Below are 18,250 nucleotides of genomic sequence, written 5' to 3'. Positions count from 1 at the left end.
TCGCGCAGCCCGCGCGGCCGAGGGGAGCCCGGTCTCGGCCCACGTCCCAGAGACGTCCCTCCGGCGCTGCCGCACCCCCTCCAGGCCTACAACAGTGCGGGTCAGACGGGGTGCGGCGGCGCCCGTCGGTCAGATGTCCCGGAAGATCTCGATCTGCGCCCCCACCGAATTCAGGCGCTCCGCGAGGTCCTCGTAGCCGCGGTTGATGACGTACACGTTGCGCAGGACGGAGGTGCCCTCGGCGGCCATCATCGCCAGGAGGACGACGACGGCGGGGCGGAGGGCGGGTGGGCACATCATCTCGGCGGCCCGCCAGCGGGTGGGGCCCTCCACCAGGACCCGGTGGGGGTCGAGGAGTTGGAGGCGGCCGCCGAGGCGGTTGAGGTCGGTGAGATAGATCGCGCGGTTGTCGTAGACCCAGTCGTGGATGAGGGTCTTGCCCTGCGCGGCGGCGGCGATGGCCGCGAAGAACGGCACGTTGTCGATGTTGAGGCCGGGGAACGGCATCGGGTGGATCTTGTCGATCGGCGCCTGGAGCTTGGAGGGGCGGACGGTCAGGTCCACCAGGCGCGTACGGCCGTTGTCGGCGAAGTACTCCGTGGAGCGGTCGTGGTCGAGGCCCATCTCCTCCAGGACCGCCAGCTCGATCTCCAGGAACTCGATCGGCACCCGGCACACCGTCAGCTCCGACTCGGTGACGACGGCGGCGGCCAGCAGGCTCATCGCCTCGACCGGGTCCTCGGAAGGGGAGTAGTCGACGTCCGTGTCGATGTGCGGTACGCCGTGCACGGTCAGCGTGGTGGTGCCGATGCCGTCCACCCGTACACCGAGGGCCTCCAGGAAGAAGCACAGGTCCTGGACCATGTAGTTGGAGGAGGCGTTGCGGATGACGGTCACGCCGTCGTGGCGGGCGGCGGCCAGCAGCGCGTTCTCCGTCACCGTGTCGCCGCGCTCGGTCAGCACGATCGGGCGGCCGGGTACGACGGACCGGTCGACCTCCGCGTGGTACAGCCCCTCGGTGGCGGTGATGTCCAGCCCGAACCGGCGCAGCGCGATCATATGCGGCTCGATGGTCCGCGTACCGAGGTCGCAGCCACCGGCGTACGGCAGCTTGAAGTGGTCCATACGGTGCAGCAGCGGGCCGAGGAACATGATGATGGAGCGTGTACGGCGGGCCGCCTCCGCGTCGATGGCGGGGAGGTCCAGCTCGGCCGACGGCACGATCTCCAGGTCGACACCGCCGTTGATCCAGCGGGTGCGGACGCCGATGGAGCCGAGCACCTCCAGCAGGCGGTACACCTCCTCGATCCGCGCCACCCGGCGCAGTACCGTCCGCCCCTTGTTCAGCAGGGTGGCGCACAGCAGCGCGACACAGGCGTTCTTGCTGGTCTTCACATCGATCGAACCGGAGAGCCGACGCCCTCCGACCACCCGCAGATGCATCGGACCCGCGTACCCCAGTGACACGATCTCACTGTCCAGCGCTTCACCGATGCGGGCGATCATCTCAAGGCTGATGTTCTGGTTTCCGCGCTCAATGCGGTTCACCGCGCTCTGACTTGTTCCGAGCGCCTCCGCCAACTGCGACTGGGTCCAGCCCCGGTGCTGCCGGGCGTCACGGATGAGCTTGCCGATGCGTACGAGGTAGTCGTCGGTCATGCCGTGAGGCTATCTCAGATATGAGATGAACTCTGAGTCGGGGTGGGTCATGTGGGTGAAAGCGCCCCGGGCGGCAGCCGAAAGCCCGTGTGATGGATGCCACTTCTCTCCACAGGAGTAACGGAAGGGTCCCCCGAACGGCGATCGGGGGTGCGGACGTCGAACGACCGACGGACAGCGGCCACAGCCCAACGGACAGCGGCCACAGGGCCAATGGCCAGCCGTCGACCGCGACGACCGTGAATGACCTCCGGGATGGACAGCGGTCCTTCGTCGGGCAGCCTGTGTCAGCGCGCCAGGAGCTGTACGACCGCGATGACGCCGACGGCGACGATGACGGCGCGGAGCGCGGTGGGTGGAAGGCGGCGGCCGACCTTGGCGCCGATCTGCCCGCCGAGGGCGGAGCCCACGGCGATCAGCAGGACCGCCGGCCAGTCGAACTCGGCGACGAAGAGGAAGAAGCAGGCGGCGATGCCGTTGACGATGCCTCCGAGGACGTTCTTGACGGCGTTGACGCGTTGCAGGTCCTCGTCGAGGAGCAGGCCCATGAGGGAGAGGTATATGACGCCCTGGGCGGCGCCGAAGTAGCCGCCGTACCCGCTCGCGAGGAACAGTCCGACCAGCAGGACGGGGCCGCCGTGGGGCCGGCCGGTGGTGCCGTTGTTCTCGCGGCGGCGCTGTACGGCTCTGGTGAGGCGCGGCTGGAGCAGTACGAGGACGAGCGCGAGGGTGATCAGTACGGGGACGATCGTGTCGAAGGACTCGGAGGGCAGGGTGAGCAGCAGGACGGCGCCGCCGAGCCCGCCGAGGGCGGCGGTGAGGCCGAGGATGATGGTGCGGCGGCGCTGTCCGCGCAGTTCGGCGCGGTAGCCGATGGCTCCGCTGATGGAGCCGGGGACGAGGCCGAGGGTGTTGGAGACATTGGCGGTGATCGGCGGCAGCCCGGTGGCGAGCAGCACGGGGAAGGTGATCAGGGTGCCGGAGCCGACGATGGTGTTGATCGTGCCGGCGCCGATGCCGGCCGCGAGGACGGCCAGTGCTTCCCAGATGGACACGCCATTTCCTTACCTGCTCGGTGTGTCGCCTCCCCGCCGCGCCACAGGCGGTCGAGGGGCTCGCACCGATCTTGCACGATCAGGCGCAGGGCTCAGGGGTTGCGTTCAGCATGTGGGAGTGAGACAGGTCGACAGGCGCCCTGGGCATGACCTGCCGGGGCCCATGTACTAGAGTTATCTCGACATCGAGATATCTGCCGAGGCGTACCGCAGTCGCCGCCCCGGGTGAGGGTTACCTAACTTAGCCTTACCTTAGCGGATTGGCCAGGGGGCGTGGCGGCAGGATGCGGTGGTACGCGCACATGGAATGAAGGAGACTGTCGTGTCGGCGAACAGCTTCGACGCCCGCAGCACGCTGCAGGTGGGCGACGAGTCGTACGAGATCTTCCGGCTGGACAAGGTGGAAGGCTCGGCTCGCCTTCCGTACAGCCTGAAGGTGCTGCTGGAGAACCTTCTCCGTACCGAGGACGGCGCGAACATCACCGCCGACCACATCCGGGCCCTCGGCAACTGGGACTCGCAGGCCCAGCCCAGCCAGGAGATCCAGTTCACGCCGGCCCGCGTGATCATGCAGGACTTCACCGGTGTCCCCTGTGTCGTCGACCTCGCCACCATGCGTGAGGCCGTCAAGGAGCTCGGTGGCGACCCGGCGAAGATCAACCCGCTGGCCCCGGCCGAGATGGTCATCGACCACTCCGTCATCGCCGACAAGTTCGGCACCCCGGACTCCTTCGCCCAGAACGTCGAGCTGGAGTACGGCCGCAACAAGGAGCGCTACCAGTTCCTGCGCTGGGGCCAGACCGCGTTCGACGAGTTCAAGGTCGTACCCCCCGGCACCGGCATCGTCCACCAGGTGAACATCGAGCACCTGGCGCGCACGGTCATGGTGCGGGGCGGCCAGGCGTACCCGGACACCCTCGTCGGCACCGACTCCCACACCACCATGGTCAACGGCCTCGGTGTGCTGGGCTGGGGCGTCGGCGGCATCGAGGCCGAGGCCGCGATGCTCGGCCAGCCGGTCTCCATGCTCATCCCGCGCGTCGTCGGCTTCAAGCTCACCGGTGAGCTGCAGCCCGGCACCACCGCCACCGACCTCGTGCTCACCATCACCGAGATGCTCCGGGGGCACGGTGTGGTCGGCAAGTTCGTCGAGTTCTACGGCGAGGGCGTGGCCGCCACGAGCCTCGCCAACCGCGCCACCATCGGCAACATGTCGCCGGAGTTCGGCTCCACCGCCGCCATCTTCCCGATCGACGGCGAGACCCTGAACTACCTCAAGCTCACCGGCCGCTCCGAGCAGCAGGTCGCGCTCGTCGAGGCGTACGCCAAGGAGCAGGGCCTCTGGCTGGACCCGGCCGCCGAGCCGGACTTCTCCGAGAAGCTGGAGCTGGACCTCGCCACGGTCGTCCCCTCCATCGCCGGCCCGAAGCGCCCGCAGGACCGTATCGTCCTCGCGAACGCCGCGCAGCAGTTCGCGCAGGACGTCCGCAACTACGTCTCCGAGGACGAGGAGGCGGGCAAGGAGTCCTTCCCGGCCTCCGACGCCCCGGCCACCTCCAACGGTGTGCCGACCCGCCCGACCACGGTCACGGCCCCCGACGGCTCGACGTACGAGATCGACCACGGCGCCGTCACGGTCGCCGCGATCACCTCCTGCACCAACACCTCCAACCCGTACGTCATGGTCGCCGCCGCGCTGGTGGCCAAGAAGGCGGTGGAGAAGGGCCTGACCCGCAAGCCGTGGGTCAAGACCACCCTCGCCCCCGGCTCCAAGGTCGTCACCGACTACTTCGACAAGGCGGGCCTCACCCCGTACCTCGACAAGGTCGGCTTCAACCTGGTCGGTTACGGCTGCACCACCTGCATCGGCAACTCCGGCCCGCTGCCGGAGGAGGTCTCCAAGGCCGTCAACGACCACGACCTGGCCGTGACTTCGGTCCTCTCCGGCAACCGGAACTTCGAGGGCCGCATCAACCCCGACGTCAAGATGAACTACCTGGCCTCCCCGCCGCTGGTCGTCGCGTACGCCATCGCGGGCTCCATGAAGGTGGACATCACCAAGGACGCCCTCGGCACCGACCAGGACGGCAAGCCGGTCTTCCTGTCCGACATCTGGCCCTCCGAGGCCGAGGTCAACGACGTCGTGGCCAACGCCATCGGCGAGGACATGTTCTCCAAGTCCTACTCCGACGTCTTCGCGGGCGACGCCCAGTGGCAGGCCCTGTCGATCCCCACCGGCAACACCTTCGAGTGGGACCCGCAGTCGACGTACGTCCGCAAGCCCCCGTACTTCGAGGGCATGGGCATGGAGCCGGCCCCGGTCACCGACATCTCCGGCGCCCGCGTCCTCGCCAAGCTCGGCGACTCGGTCACCACCGACCACATCTCGCCCGCCGGTGCCATCAAGGCCGACACCCCGGCCGGCAAGTACCTCACCGAGCACGGTGTGGAGCGTCGTGACTTCAACTCCTACGGCTCGCGCCGAGGCAACCACGAGGTCATGATCCGCGGCACGTTCGCCAACATCCGTCTGCGCAACCAGATCGCGCCGGGCACCGAGGGCGGCTACACCCGCGACTTCACCGTCGAGGGCGCGCCCGTCTCCTTCATCTACGACGCCTCGCAGAACTACCAGGCCGCCGGCACCCCGCTGGTCATCCTGGGCGGCAAGGAGTACGGCTCCGGCTCGTCCCGTGACTGGGCGGCCAAGGGCACGGCTCTGCTCGGCGTCAAGGCCGTCATCACCGAGTCGTACGAGCGCATCCACCGCTCGAACCTCATCGGCATGGGCGTCCTGCCGCTGCAGTTCCCGGCCGGCCAGAACGCCGACTCCCTCGGCCTGACCGGTGAGGAGACCTTCTCCATCAGCGGCATCACCGAGCTGAACGAGGGCACCACCCCGAGCACGGTGAAGGTCACCACCGACACGGGCGTCGAGTTCGACGCGGTCGTCCGCATCGACACCCCCGGTGAGGCCGACTACTACCGCAACGGCGGCATCATGCAGTACGTGCTGCGCAACCTGCTCCGCAAGTAAGCGAAGCGGTACGGCAGTCGAGGGCCGCACCCCCGGAGTGACCGGGGGTGCGGCCCTCGCCATGTCCGGCGGGGAGAACCGTGGACCGCGGCACCGGAACCGCAGGTCATCGGCCTGCCTCAGCTGGAACACAGTGTTCCTACAGCCAACCGGGACACGATCCGTACATGGCTGGCACCTCCACGACCCGCAACGGCCGCGTTCGCGTCCTCATCGTCGACGACGAACCCGGGCTCACCGAACTGCTGTCCGTGGCCGTCACGGAGGCCGGCTGGCGACCCTACCCGGCGGCCGACGGCTACAGCGCGCTCAGGGCCGCGCGCGGCTGCGCCCCCCACGCCGTGGTCCTCGACGGCATGCTGCCCGACATCGACGGCGTTCAGGTACTGCGCCGGCTGCGCTACGAGAACCCCAAGCTGCCGGTGCTGATGCTGACCGCCCGGGACGCCCTCGAACACCGTATCGACGGGCTCTCGGCGGGCGCGGACGACTACGTCACCAAGCCGTTCTCGCTGGAGGAGGTCGTCCTCAGGCTGCGCGGACTGCTGCGGCGGTCCGGCGTCGAGGAGCCCGGATCGTCGTCGGACGACGGCGCCCTCGTCCTCGGGGATCTCGTCTACACCGAGGAGACCCGCGAGGTGCGTCGCGACGGTACGCCGATCCGGCTCACCGCCAAGGAGTTCGAACTGCTCGGCCTGCTGCTCGACCATCCTCGGCAGGTGCTGAGCAAGGCCCAGATCCTGGACCACGTCTGGAGCAGTTCCTTCGACGGCGACGGCAACCTGGTGGAGGTCTATATCTCCAGCCTCCGCCGCAAGATCGACAAGGGCAGGGCACCGATGATCCACACGGTGCGCGGACTCGGATACGCGATCCGGGCGGGGGAGGACGGAAGATGACCGGTCTGCTCAGGAGCAGGTCACTGCGCGCGCGGCTGCTCTTCTTCATCTCCGCCACGCTGGTGGCCGTGTGTGCCTCGATATCGCTGGCCACGGTCTTCGCGCAGCGGGCCTCGCTGCTGGGAGCCCTGGACGAGCGGGTCACCGACGCGGCCGAGCGCAGTCTGGGCGGGGTGAGCGTCGGGCCGCGCAACCACACCGACCTGACGTTCCTCAGGGAGCAGGGCCAGGCCGTCGGCACGCTCGCCGCACGGCTCGACGGCGACGGGAACATCACCTCCGCCGAGGTCATCGGCGCGAGCGGCGATCCGGAGAGTCTCACCGCCGAGCAGCGGGCCGCCCTCGACGGCGTCGAGCCCGACGGCGCCACGCACACCCGGACCGTCCCCGGCCTCGGCACCTACCGGATCACCGCCCTCAGCGACGAGGGCCTGTACGTCCTGACCGGCCTGCCGATGGACGACGTCCAGGACATGATCAGCGGTCTGGTGGTGGTCGAGGCGGTGGTCGCGGGCGTCGGCCTCACCGTCGCGGGCTGTGCCTGCGCGGTGGTGATCCGACGTCAGCTCCGTCCGCTGGGCCGGGTCGCCGCGACGGCCGTCGAGGTCTCCCGCTCCCCGCTGGACCGGGGCGAGGTCACCGGCCTCACCCGCGTCCCCGACCGCGACACGGACCCCGGCAGCGAGGCCGGCCAGGTCGGCGCCGCCCTCAACCGCATGATCGACCACGTCGAGGCGTCCCTCGCCCAGCGCCAGCGCAGCGAGGAACGGATGCGCCGCTTCCTCGCCGACGCCAGCCATGAACTCCGTACGCCGCTGGCCTCGATCGCCGGGTACGCGGAACTCATGAACCGGGGCACGGACAAGATCGAGCCGACGATGGCGTGGCGGCGCATCTCGGCGGAGTCGGCGCGGATGACGGGCCTGGTGGAGGACCTGCTGCTGCTCGCGCGCCTCGACGAGGGCCGACCGCTGGAGTCTGCCGAGGTGGACCTGGCGGCGCTGGTGGCGGAGGCGGTCTGGGACGCGAGGGCCGCGGGCGAGGACCACAACTGGCAACTGGCCCTGCTCCTCGACACCCCCGCCCTGGTCACCGGCGACGAGGCCCGACTGCACCAGGTGGTGGCGAATCTCCTGGCCAACGCACGGGTGCACACACCGCCGGGTACGACGGTGACGGCGTCGGTGGAGTCCACGGCGGACCGCTGTGTGATCCGGGTACGCGACGACGGCCCCGGCATCCCTCCCGCCCTCCTCCCCTCCGTCTTCGAACGCTTCACCCGAGCCGACGCCTCCCGCTCCCGCACCGGCCCCCACCAGGGCGGCTCCGGCCTTGGCCTCGCCATAGCCGCCGCGATCATCTCCGCCCACGCCGGCCGCATCGACGTCACCAGCGAGCCGGGCCGCACCGAGTTCACCCTCGAACTGCCCCCGCTCGGCACCGCCGGCCAACCCTCCATCGACACGGTTTCGGCGCCTTCGGTGCCGGTGTAGGAAGGGGAAGCGCCGGTATACGCCGGTGGGGCCGATCGCCGTCGGGACGTTACGTCGTCCGGTCGTCCGGTGGTCCCGTCGTCCCGTCGTCGCGGCGGAATCGGAGTCGTGCTCCGCCAGGGGCGCGGGGCACATGGAGGGCTGGTCCTGATGCGGGTTGCCGCACTGCCGTTCGTCGACGAGCACAGGGTCGTCATCCGGGCCGACCCCGGTACCGTCTGGCGGGCCCTCGGGGAAGCGCTGGACGCCGCCTACTCCCGGCCGGCATCGGTCCGTTACGCCCGGATCGTCGGATGCGCCGACCGTACGGCGTCCGGGCCGCGACCGCCGGGCGAGGGCTCGACGTTCCCCGGGTTCCGGGCGGTGTCGGCGATCCCGGACCGGGAGTTGGTCCTTCGGGGGCGGCACCGCTTCTCGACGTACGCCCTGGTCTTCCGCCTTGAGCCGAACGGACCCGACGGGACGGTTCTGCGTGCCGAGACCAGGGCCGCCTTCCCGGGCCCGACCGGTGCTCTGTACCGCCTGCTCGTCATCGGCCCGGGTGCGCACGCCGCACTCACCGGCCGCTTCCTCGGCTCCGTCCGCCGCCGGGCCGAACACCGCTGAGGCCGGGCGCCCGGCGTCGTACACGCGCTCCGCGGGGTTGTCGCCGCCCTGGGCGAGCGCCCTCGGCGAGACCCTCACCGCGTCAGCCGTTTACAACCGCGCCGCGCAGCGCTAGCTTCCGAAGAAGGTAGGGGTGGGAGCGCTCCCATTGTGGCGGTGGACCGGAACCCGCAGCCCCTGAGCCGCTCCCACCCCGCACCACTCACCCGCACACATACATCCGTACACACGCACGTTCCTCAAGGCCGTACACTCAAGGAGCGTTTGTCATGCACGTGACAACCCCACGATTAAGGCTGCCCAAACGCCACAGCGCACTCCTTCTCGTTCTGCTCGCCCTCGTGACCACGATCCCGGCGCTCGGCCTGGTCGTCACGGCGGGCAGCGGCAAGGCGGAGGCGCACGGCACCCCGATGAAGCCGGGCAGCCGCACCTTCCTGTGCTGGCAGGACGGGCTGACCGACACCGGTGAGATCAAGCCGGTCAACCCGGCCTGCAGAGCCGCACAGCAGGTCAGCGGCACGACCCCGTTCTACAACTGGTTCTCGGTGCTCCGCTCGGACGGCGCCGGCCGCACCCGGGGCTTCGTCCCCGACGGCGAGCTGTGCAGCGGCGGCAACACCAACTTCACCGGGTTCAACACCCCAAGCGCCGACTGGCCGTTGACCCATCTCACCTCCGGCGCGACCGTCGACTTCTCGTACAACGCGTGGGCGGCGCACCCGGGCTGGTTCTACGTCTACATCACCAAGGACGGCTTCGACCCGACCCAGACGCTCACCTGGGACGACATGGAGGAGCAGCCGTTCCTGAGCGTCGACCACCCGCCGCTGAACGGCAGCCCGGGCACGGTCGAGGCCAACTACTCCTGGAGCGGTCAGCTCCCGGCGAACAAGTCGGGCCGCCACATCATCTACATGGTCTGGCAGCGCTCCGACAGCGCGGAGACCTTCTACTCCTGCTCCGACATCGTCTTCGACGGCGGCAACGGCGAGGTCACCGGCATCAAGGAGCCGGGCAACCCCACCGACCCGGTACCGGGCGAGTGCTCGGCGACCCGCCGTACGACGGGCAGTTGGACGAACGGCTACCAGTCCGAGGTCGTCGTCACCAACACCGGTGACGTCCCGATGCTCGGCTGGATGGTCAACTGGACACTGCCGACAGGCCAGCAGGTCGACAGCCTCTGGAACGGCAGCCCCACCTACACCGGCCAGGACGTGATGGTCCACAACGCCGACTGGAACGGGGCACTGGACCCGGGGGAGACCGCCAACTTCGGCTATGTGGTCCAGGGTTCGGGAGGTGATTCGGCGACGACACTGCCCTGTCGGGTCGGCTGAGTTCCGACCGGGCCTGAAGGCGGTGCGCTCGGGGCGGACCGGGTGAGCGGGCGGTGCGTGCCCACCCGGTCCGCGAGCCGCGGCCGGTACGGGGGAGACCGGCGCGATGGGGGATTGGCTCTGGGGCGATCACCGACAGCAGGACAACGTTGTCGAGTGGTCTGAGCTTGACTCTATCGCCCCAACGGGACGCGGAGTCAAGTCAGTTGGGCCCGACGGCCGCCCGGACGGGGTTGTGTTCATACTGTTCGCCGCGCCGGGCTGCCGAAGGGCCGACTGGGCCTCAAGGGGTCTCAGGCCAGCAGCTCCACCTCCGCCAGCGTCGCCGTCTCGTCGAGGACAAGACGGTAGTGCTCGTACGTACGCGGGACGGGGATCGAGAACGCTCTGGTCTGGCGGTCCCAGGAGAACGACTCGTCGGCGCGGCGGTCCAGGGTCTGCCAGCTGGTGCCGTCCGCCGAGCCCTGGAGGGTCCAGCCGGTCGGCGCCTCGGCGCGGTCGGAGGAGGTGAGTGTGTACTGAACCGCCTTGGCCCCGGCGGCAATCGGCAGCTCGGCCGTCGTCACCGTCCCGCTCGTCGACGAGGTGTTGTCGAACAGTTCCCCGTCGCCCTCCACCACGTCCGCGCGCGGCGACGGCACCCGGTCGCTCTTCGTGATCGACACGGGCGCCGCGCTCTCCCCCGTGCCCCACCTCGACGGCTTCGGACCCATGTCGAACTCCAGCACCCCGCCCTTCGCGATCAGCGAGTGGGGCAGCGAAGTCTTCGTCCACGCCCTGCCGTTCACCTTCAAGCCTTGAACGTAGACGTTCTTCGCGCTGTTCCTCGGGGCCTTGATCACCAGGTCCCGGCCGTTCTCCAGATGGACGGTCGCCCTGGTGAACAGCGGGGAGCCGATGGCGTACTCGCCGCTGCCCATCACCAGCGGATAGAAGCCGAGCGCGGAGAACAGATACCAGGCGGACTGCTCGCCATTGTCCTCGTCACCGTGGTAGCCCTGGCCGATCGAGCTGCCGGTGTAGAGACGGGCGAGCACCTCGCGGACCTTCTCCTGCGCCTTCCACGGCTGCCCTGCGGCGTCGTACATGTAGATCGCGTGGTGGGCGACCTGGTTGGAGTGGCCGTACATGCCCATCCGTACGTCACGGGCCTCGGTCATCTCATGGATGACGCCGGGGTAGGAGCCGATGAAGTCGGGTGAGGCGGTCTCCGGGGTGGAGAAGTAGGTGTCCAGCTTCTCCGCGAGCCCGGACCGGCCGCCGTAGAGGTTCGCCAGACCCTTGCTGTCCTGCGGTGCGGTGAAGGCGTATCCCCAGCCGTTGGTCTCGGTGTAGTCGTGGCCCCACACACGCGGGTCGTACTTCTCCGAGTCGACCCGCCAGCCGCCGTCGGCGTCCCGGCCCTGGAAGAAGCCGGCCTTCGAGTCGAACAGCTGGACGTAGTCCTGGGCCCTGTCGAGGAAGTACGCCGACTCCTCGCGGTAGCGCTTCTCGCCGGTCTTCTTGTACAGGGCCTGGCCCATACGGGCGATGCCGTAGTCGTTGAGATACCCCTCCAGCGCCCAGGACAGGCCCTCGTGGGTGTCGGTGCCGGTGTAGCCGAGGAAGGGCGAGGTGGCCATGCCCTTGCGGCCGACACCCGAGGACGGCGGGACGACCGTGGCGTTCTTGACGGCCGCCTCGTACGCCGCCTTCGCGTCGAAGTCGACGCCCTTGACGTATGCGTCCGCGAACGCCACGTCCGACGAGGTGCCCGTCATCAGATCCGCGTACCCGGGGGAGGACCAGCGCGAGGTCCAGCCGCCGTCCTTGTACTGCTGGACGAAACCGTCGACCATCTCGCCCGCCTGACCGGGGGTCAGGAAGGAGTAGGCCGGCCATGTGGTCCGATAGGTGTCCCAGAAGCCGTTGTTGACGTAGACCTTGCCGTCGACGATCTTCGCGCCGGTGTGGGTGGGGGTGTCCTGGCCCGTCATGGGGGAGAAGGGCGAGGCGTACCGGTACGTCGAACCGACCTTCTCGAAGCCGGAGTTGGGGTAGAGGTACAGCCGGTAGAGGTTGGAGTAGAGCGTGGTGAGCTGGTCGGGGGTGGCGCCCTCGACCTCCACCTTGCCGAGGACGCGGTCCCACTGTGCCCGCGCCCGGTTCTTGACGGTCTCGAAGGCCGTCCCCTCCGGGATCTCCTGACGCAGATTGTCCTTGGCCTGGTCGACACTGATCAGGGAGGTCGCCAGACGCAGGGTGACCGTGCGGTCGGTGCCCGCGTCGAAGCGGAGGTGGCCCTTCACCCCGGCCGAGTCGCCGTCCGTGACGGGTGCGTCGAAGACGCCGTAGACGAAGAGCCGGGTCGCGCCCGCCGACAGATCGGACTTCACATCCGAGAAGCCCGTGACGACGCCCGCGTCCTTGTCGAGGGTCAGCCCCGCCTGGTCGGTGACATTGTCGAAGAGCACGCTCGTGTCGTCGCCGGGATAGGTGAAGCGCAGAGCCGCCGCGTGGTCCGTCGGGGCCATCTCCGCCTTGATCCCGTTCTCGAAGCGCACCCCGTAGTAGTACGGCCGGGCCGTCTCGTTCTCGTGCCGGAACGCCAGCGCCCTCGCCGTGGGACCCAGATCCGGGGTGCCGGACGCGGCCGACGGCATCACCTGGAAGGTCTGCCGGTCGCCCATCCAGGGGCTCGGCTCATGGCTGGCGCTGAACGCCTGGATCGTCGGCAGGTTGTCGTCGTTGTTGGCCCGCTGGTAGTCGTACAGCCATCTCAGGGTGCCCGCGTTGGTGACCGGCGTCCAGAAGTTGAAGCCATGGGGTACGGCCGTCGCGGGGAAGTTGTTGCCCCGGGAGAAGCCGCCGCTGGAGTTGGTGCCCCGGGTGGTGACCGCGTGGTCGGCGAGATGCGCCTTCGGCCGCTCGGGCGCGCGTACCCGTAGCGTCACGTCGTCGAGCCAGCCGCGGAACCGGGCCGGCCCCTTCGGGGAGTCGTACGCGACCAGCACCCGGTCCACGGTCTTGCCGGCCGCGACCGAGCCGATCCTCGACACCACGTCGTTCCACTGGTTGACGTAGAGGACCTTCGCCGCGCCCTGTCCACGCGGCGACAGCGGGAATCCATGCTGGTCGAGGGCGCCCAGCTCACTCAGCGAGGTGCCGTCGGTGAAGACCAGGTCCACCGAGACATTGGTGGCGTCGTAGTCGAGATCGCGGTCCGCCATCGACGGGAAGATCCGGTACGCCAGTTCCGTGTTCCGCTCCACGGCCACATCCACGTCGAAGACCTTGTTGTACGCGTACGCCCGGCCGTCCGCCGTGTGCCGGCCCGCGTAGCGCAGGGCCCGCGTCCCGGTGAAGCCGACCCCCGCCTTCGCGGTCGCGGAGCCGCTGGGCCCCCCGTCGGTGTGCGAGAGCATCTCCGGCGGTACGGGAGCCTCGCCGCCGCCATCGGAGAACTGCACATCGGCGAGCTGGACGATCGTGGAGGCGCCGTTGTTCTTGGTGATGTCCAGCCGGAAGTGCCGGTACTCGGCCACCGCGTCGCCGGGGATGTCGTACGACTTGGTCTGGAACCGCTCCTCGAAGGTTTCCCCGGAGCGGGTGTCGAGGGTCTTCCACTCCTTGCCGTCGGTGGAGCCCTTCAGGGTCCAGTCCTTCGGGTCGCGGGGCTCGAAGTCGTTCGCCGAGGTCAGCGCGTAGGTGACCACCTTGGCGGGCTCGTCGAGGTCGAACTCGACCCAGCCGGTGGGCTGGAAGGAGAGCCACTTGGTGGCGGGTTCGAGGTCGATGAGGTTCTCCTTCACCTCGCCGCCGCCGAGGTTCTCCCCGCTGGCCCGCAGGCCGGTCACCCGGTTGGTGATGTTGCCCGGGATGCCGTTGCTGTAGCCGCCGTCGACACCGGACGACCGTGGGGTGCCGTCGGGTGCCGTGTCGACCGTGTCGGTCCAGTCCGGTGCCGGCTCACCGGGCTCGAACGAGGAGGCGAACTCCCGTTCCGCCGCCGTGGGCCGATCCGGTAACGCGACGGCCGCCCCCTGGGAGGCCATCACCAGTGCGAACGACGCGGCGCCCAGCGCCGCCGTGGAACCCCGACCGTGCCATCGTCTGTGCCGCCACCCGTCCCGCATGCGCGAGCACCCTCCCTAGGTCTGATCAGATCCGTTCAGATCCGGTTTCGATCAATAGGTGATCGAGAAGAGATCAGTAATGGACAACGTTGTCGACGCGTCAAGCAGGGACCAGTAGTGGTTCAAGTGACGGGTGATGTCAAGGGTGTTGAGGGCGCCATCCGGGGCGAATGGCGAGGATTTTCTGGTCGGGTGGCGCAAGGGCGCTCATATTTCCGAGAGGTCTCAACTAGGAAAAGACCCACGGCCAACCTTGCATTCGATCTTGCCCCCCTGGCGGGAAGTGGACTATACCTGTCGGCGTCCACATAGTGGTCGCACAGGTGTGGACGGGCACGACCTGGGGGGAATTACCGGTGATCGCCAACGTGTCACACACGCGGACGCCGTCCCACCCCTGTTGAATCCTCACGCACGACCCCAGCTTGAACCGACCGCGGTGCCGGGAGGATCGATCCGGTTCACCGCCTGAGTCCTGGAGAAGGCGAGGACTTGAGCATGGGAACCACTACCGCTGAGAACCATGGCCCCGAGGGCAACGGCACCACCGCTCCCGGCGGTGTCGGCCGCCGCGATCTGATCAGGCGTTCGGCAGCCCTTGGCCTGATCGGTGTGCCCACGATGAGCTTCCTGTCGGCCTGTGCCAGTGGCGGCGGAGGCGGCGAGGAGAAGGCCGAGGCGGGCGAGAAGACCGCTGAGAACCCGCTCGGCGTCAACGACGGCGCGCAGATGGAGTTCGTGCTCTTCGACGGCGGCTTCGGCAAGGAGTACGCCGAGGACGCCGTGAAGATCTACGAGCAGAACTTCCCCGAGGCGAGCGTGAAGTTCTCCGCCACCCAGAAGATCCAGTCCACCCTCCAGCCCCGCTTCAACCAGGGCACCCCGCCCGACCTGATCGACAACTCCGGCGCCGAGCAGATGGACATGGGCGTCCTGGTCGGCAAGAACCAGCTCGCCGACCTCACTCCGCTCCTCGACGCCCCGTCCTACGACGACCCGGACAAGAAGGTCCGCGACACCCTGCGCCCGGGCATCGTGGAGATGGGCCAGTTCGACGGCGACCCCGTCTGGATCATGTACTACGCCTACACGGTCTACGGCGTCTGGTACTCCCAGAAGGCCCTGGACTCGCTCGACGAGCAGTACCCCGAGACCTGGGACCAGATGCTCGCGGTGTGCGAGAAGGCCAAGAAAAAGGGCATGGCCGGCTGGACGTACGCCGGCAAGTACCCGTACTACATCCCCTTCTCGCTCTACCCGATGATCGGCAAGGTCGGCGGTGTCGAGGTCCTCGACGCCATCGACAACCTGGAGCCGAACGCCTGGAAGCACCCGGCGGTCAAGGCCTGCTTCGACGCCTACTACGAGCTCTACGCCAAGGGCTACATCCTCAAGGGCACCCCCGGCCTGGACCACATCCAGTCGCAGACCGCGTGGGCCGAGGGCAAGGCACTGTTCATCCCCAACGGCTCCTGGGTGGAGAACGAGTCCGCGAAGGTCATCCCGTCCGACTTCGACCTCGCCGTCTCCGCGCCCACCGGCCTCGACTCCTCCGACAAGCTGCCCTTCGGCACCATCTGGGCCTCCGGCGGCGAGCCCTTCGTCGTCCCGGCCAAGGCGAAGAACGGCACGGGTGGCATGGAGCAGCTGCGCATCATGCTCAGCGAGGCGTCGTCGAAGAACTTCACCGGCAAGGTCAAGTCGCTGACCGCGTACAACGGCGGCACCGACGGCATCACCCTCACCCCCGGCCTCAAGTCCGGCGTCGCGGCGCTGGAACTGGCCGGCGACAACGTGGTGAACCCGCGGCTCCAGGACTGGTACGTGCAGCTGCAGAAGGAACAGATCGGTGTGGCGGGACTCGGCGAGATGATGGCCGGCCGGCTCACCCCGGCCGAGGCCATCAACAAGATCCAGGGCTTCGCCGACGCCGCCGCCAAGGACTCGTCGATCAAGCACTACAAGCACCAGTAAAGGCACCGGTGACGCGATGCAGCACGGCAAATACCGGTTCATCGTGGGGTTCCTGTCAGTGCCCCTCGGGATCTACGGGCTTTTCGTCGTCTGGCCGTTCATCCAGTCCATCTACTACTCGTTCACGGACTGGACCGGTCTGAGTCCCGAGTTCAAGATGGTCGGATTCGGCAATTACCGCCGGATGCTCGACGACGAGATCTTCTGGAAATCGCTGCAGCACAGCCTGCTGTTCGCGATCGTGCTGCCCCTGGTGACGATCAGTCTGGCGCTGTTCTTCGCCTTCATGATCAATGTGGGTGGACGGCATCGCAGGGGCGGACCCGTGATCACCGGTGTGCGCGGGTCCGCCTTCTATAAAATCGTCTACTTCTTCCCCCAGGTGCTCTCGATCGCGATCGTGGCCCTGTTGTTCGCCTTCGCGTACAACCCCGACAGCGGCGCGATCAATTCGGTCCTGCGCGGTATCGGGCTGGACGGCATCCAGCCGTTGTGGCTGGGCGATCCGGATCTCGCGCTGTGGGCCGTGATGGCGGTCCTCGTCTGGTCCACGGTCGGTTTCTTCGTGGTCCTCTTCTCCGCCGGTATGGCCTCCATCCCGACGGAGATGTACGAGGCGGCGCTGCTCGACGGGGCCGGCCGCGCGACCACGTTCTTCAAGGTCACCCTGCCGCTGCTGTGGGACACCGTGCAGTCGGGCTGGATCTACATGGGCATCCTCGCCCTCGGCGCCGAGGCGTTCGCGGTCGTGCAGATCATGACGACCGGGCCCGGCGGACCGGACTACTCGACCACCGTCATGGTCCTGTACGTGTACCAGAAGGCGTTCCGGGACGGGCAGGCCGCCTACGCCACCACGATCGGGGTCGCCCTGCTCATCGTCACGCTGGCCTTCGCCGCCGTGCTGATGCGGCTGGGCCGGCGCGAGCGGCTGGAGTACTGAGCTGATGAAGACGACCGAGACCTCCGCACCCGTGCCCGCCGGGTCCGGGTCCCCCGTCGCCAAGGTCGACGGTGCCCACGGGGTGCCCCGGAAGGAGAAGAAGGAGGGCGTCACCCTCAATGTCTTCTCGCACGGCGTACTGGTCATCTGGGCGATCATGGTCGTGATGCCGCTGGTGTGGGCGGTGATGACGTCCTTCAAGGACGACCGCTCCATCTTCTCCTCGCCGTGGTCGCTGCCGGACAGGCTGCACTTCGACAACTGGTCACGGGCGTGGACCGAGGCCAATATGAGCGACTACTTCCTCAACACCCTTCTGGTGGTGGGGGGTTCGCTCATCGGCACACTGGTGCTGGGCTCCATGGCGGCCTACGTCCTGGCCCGGTTCGAATTCCCGGGCAACAGGTTCATCTACTTCCTGTTCATCGGCGGCATGAGCTTCCCGATCATGCTCGCGCTGGTCCCGCTGTTCTATGTCGTCAACAACATGGGGCTGCTGAACACGATCCACGGACTGATCCTGGTCTACATCGCGTACTCGCTGCCCTTCACCGTGTTCTTCCTGACGGCGTTCTTCCGTACGCTGCCGACGTCCGTGGCGGAGGCGGCCTTCGTCGACGGGGCCTCGCACACCCGGACGTTCTTCCAGATCATGCTGCCCATGGCCAAGCCCGGCCTGATCAGCGTGGGCATCTTCAACTTCCTCGGCCAGTGGAACCAGTACATGCTGCCCACGGTCCTCAACACCGACCCGGACAAACGCGTCCTCACCCAGGGCCTGGTCCAGCTGGCCGTCAGCCAGGGGTACAAGGGCGACTGGTCCGGACTTTTCGCCGGTCTGGTGATGGCGATGCTGCCCGTGCTGGCCGCGTACATCATCTTCCAGCGGCAGGTGGTGCAGGGGCTGACCGCCGGGGCGCTGAAGTAGCCCGGGCCTGCCGTTTCCCCGCGCTCACCAGGCGCTTCCCGCGTCCTTCCCAGGGCCTCCAAGTAGCCGCAGAGTGACATTTAGTGGTCATTCAGTGACCCGAGTTTCCCTCAAGGTCTTGACTGCGGTAACCCGTTCAGCGGAGTTTGGAGTTCACAACTTGTAAGTGACCCGGGTTCCGCTGGTGTGACCTGGGTC

11 protein-coding genes are annotated in these 18,250 nt (G+C 68.2%); 8 read left to right on the top strand and 3 right to left on the bottom strand.

What is annotated here, in order from left to right:
* Positions 1–129: 129 nt before the first annotated feature.
* Both ACWD4G_RS15145 and ACWD4G_RS15140 read right to left on the bottom strand, forming a co-directional pair.
* Positions 130–1,659: a helix-turn-helix domain-containing protein gene (locus tag ACWD4G_RS15145; RefSeq protein ID WP_451293305.1), complete on the bottom strand. Its 1,530-nt coding sequence runs from the start codon at positions 1,657–1,659 to the stop codon at positions 130–132.
* 287 nt (positions 1,660–1,946) lie between these two features.
* Positions 1,947–2,714 carry a sulfite exporter TauE/SafE family protein gene (locus ACWD4G_RS15140; protein ID WP_451293303.1) on the bottom strand — a complete coding sequence of 256 codons (768 nt, stop codon included), beginning with the start codon at positions 2,712–2,714 and terminating at the stop codon, positions 1,947–1,949.
* Positions 2,715–3,036: 322 nt separating this feature from the next.
* Here ACWD4G_RS15140 and acnA point away from each other — a divergent pair, with 322 nt between their 5' ends.
* The 5 genes from acnA (at position 3,037) to ACWD4G_RS15115 (ending at position 10,092) form a co-directional block, all read left to right on the top strand.
* Entirely contained in the window at positions 3,037–5,751 is a 2,715-nt protein-coding gene (gene acnA / locus ACWD4G_RS15135; RefSeq protein WP_451293301.1) for an aconitate hydratase AcnA, read from the top strand.
* 167 nt (positions 5,752–5,918) lie between these two features.
* Complete coding sequence (locus ACWD4G_RS15130; protein ID WP_451293299.1) at positions 5,919–6,650, top strand: response regulator transcription factor; 732 nt, start codon at positions 5,919–5,921, stop codon at positions 6,648–6,650.
* The gene (locus ACWD4G_RS15125) at positions 6,647–8,143 is read left to right on the top strand and encodes a sensor histidine kinase (protein WP_451293297.1); all 1,497 of its coding nucleotides are present in this window, start codon (positions 6,647–6,649) and stop codon (positions 8,141–8,143) included. Before ACWD4G_RS15130 ends, ACWD4G_RS15125 begins: the two co-directional genes overlap by 4 nt.
* 150 nt (positions 8,144–8,293) lie before the next feature.
* Positions 8,294–8,749: a hypothetical protein gene (locus ACWD4G_RS15120; protein ID WP_451293295.1), complete on the top strand. Its 456-nt coding sequence runs from the start codon at positions 8,294–8,296 to the stop codon at positions 8,747–8,749.
* A 269-nt stretch (positions 8,750–9,018) separates the two neighbouring features.
* Positions 9,019–10,092 carry a lytic polysaccharide monooxygenase auxiliary activity family 9 protein gene (locus tag ACWD4G_RS15115; protein WP_451293293.1) on the top strand — a complete coding sequence of 358 codons (1,074 nt, stop codon included), beginning with the start codon at positions 9,019–9,021 and terminating at the stop codon, positions 10,090–10,092.
* Between the two features lie 293 nt (positions 10,093–10,385).
* Here ACWD4G_RS15115 and ACWD4G_RS15110 read toward each other — a convergent pair whose 3' ends face one another.
* The gene (locus tag ACWD4G_RS15110; protein ID WP_451293291.1) at positions 10,386–14,207 is read right to left on the bottom strand and encodes a GH92 family glycosyl hydrolase; all 3,822 of its coding nucleotides are present in this window, start codon (positions 14,205–14,207) and stop codon (positions 10,386–10,388) included.
* A gap of 498 nt (positions 14,208–14,705) precedes the next feature.
* Here ACWD4G_RS15110 and ngcE point away from each other — a divergent pair, with 498 nt between their 5' ends.
* Genes ngcE through ACWD4G_RS15095 form a run of 3 tightly spaced genes read left to right on the top strand, consistent with a single transcriptional unit; the run spans position 14,706 to position 18,052 of the window.
* On the top strand, positions 14,706–16,181 hold the full coding sequence (gene ngcE, locus ACWD4G_RS15105) for an N-acetylglucosamine/diacetylchitobiose ABC transporter substrate-binding protein (RefSeq protein WP_451293289.1): 1,476 nt from the start codon (positions 14,706–14,708) through the stop codon (positions 16,179–16,181).
* A 16-nt stretch (positions 16,182–16,197) separates the two neighbouring features.
* Entirely contained in the window at positions 16,198–17,124 is a 927-nt protein-coding gene (locus ACWD4G_RS15100; protein ID WP_451293287.1) for a carbohydrate ABC transporter permease, read from the top strand.
* A gap of 4 nt (positions 17,125–17,128) precedes the next feature.
* Entirely contained in the window at positions 17,129–18,052 is a 924-nt protein-coding gene (locus ACWD4G_RS15095; RefSeq protein WP_451293285.1) for a carbohydrate ABC transporter permease, read from the top strand.
* Positions 18,053–18,250 lie beyond the last annotated feature (198 nt).

This window comes from Streptomyces sp. NPDC002643 (assembly GCF_053592555.1).
The sequence above is the reverse complement of the archived record's forward strand: the minus strand, read 5'-3'. Positions and strand labels throughout refer to the sequence as shown.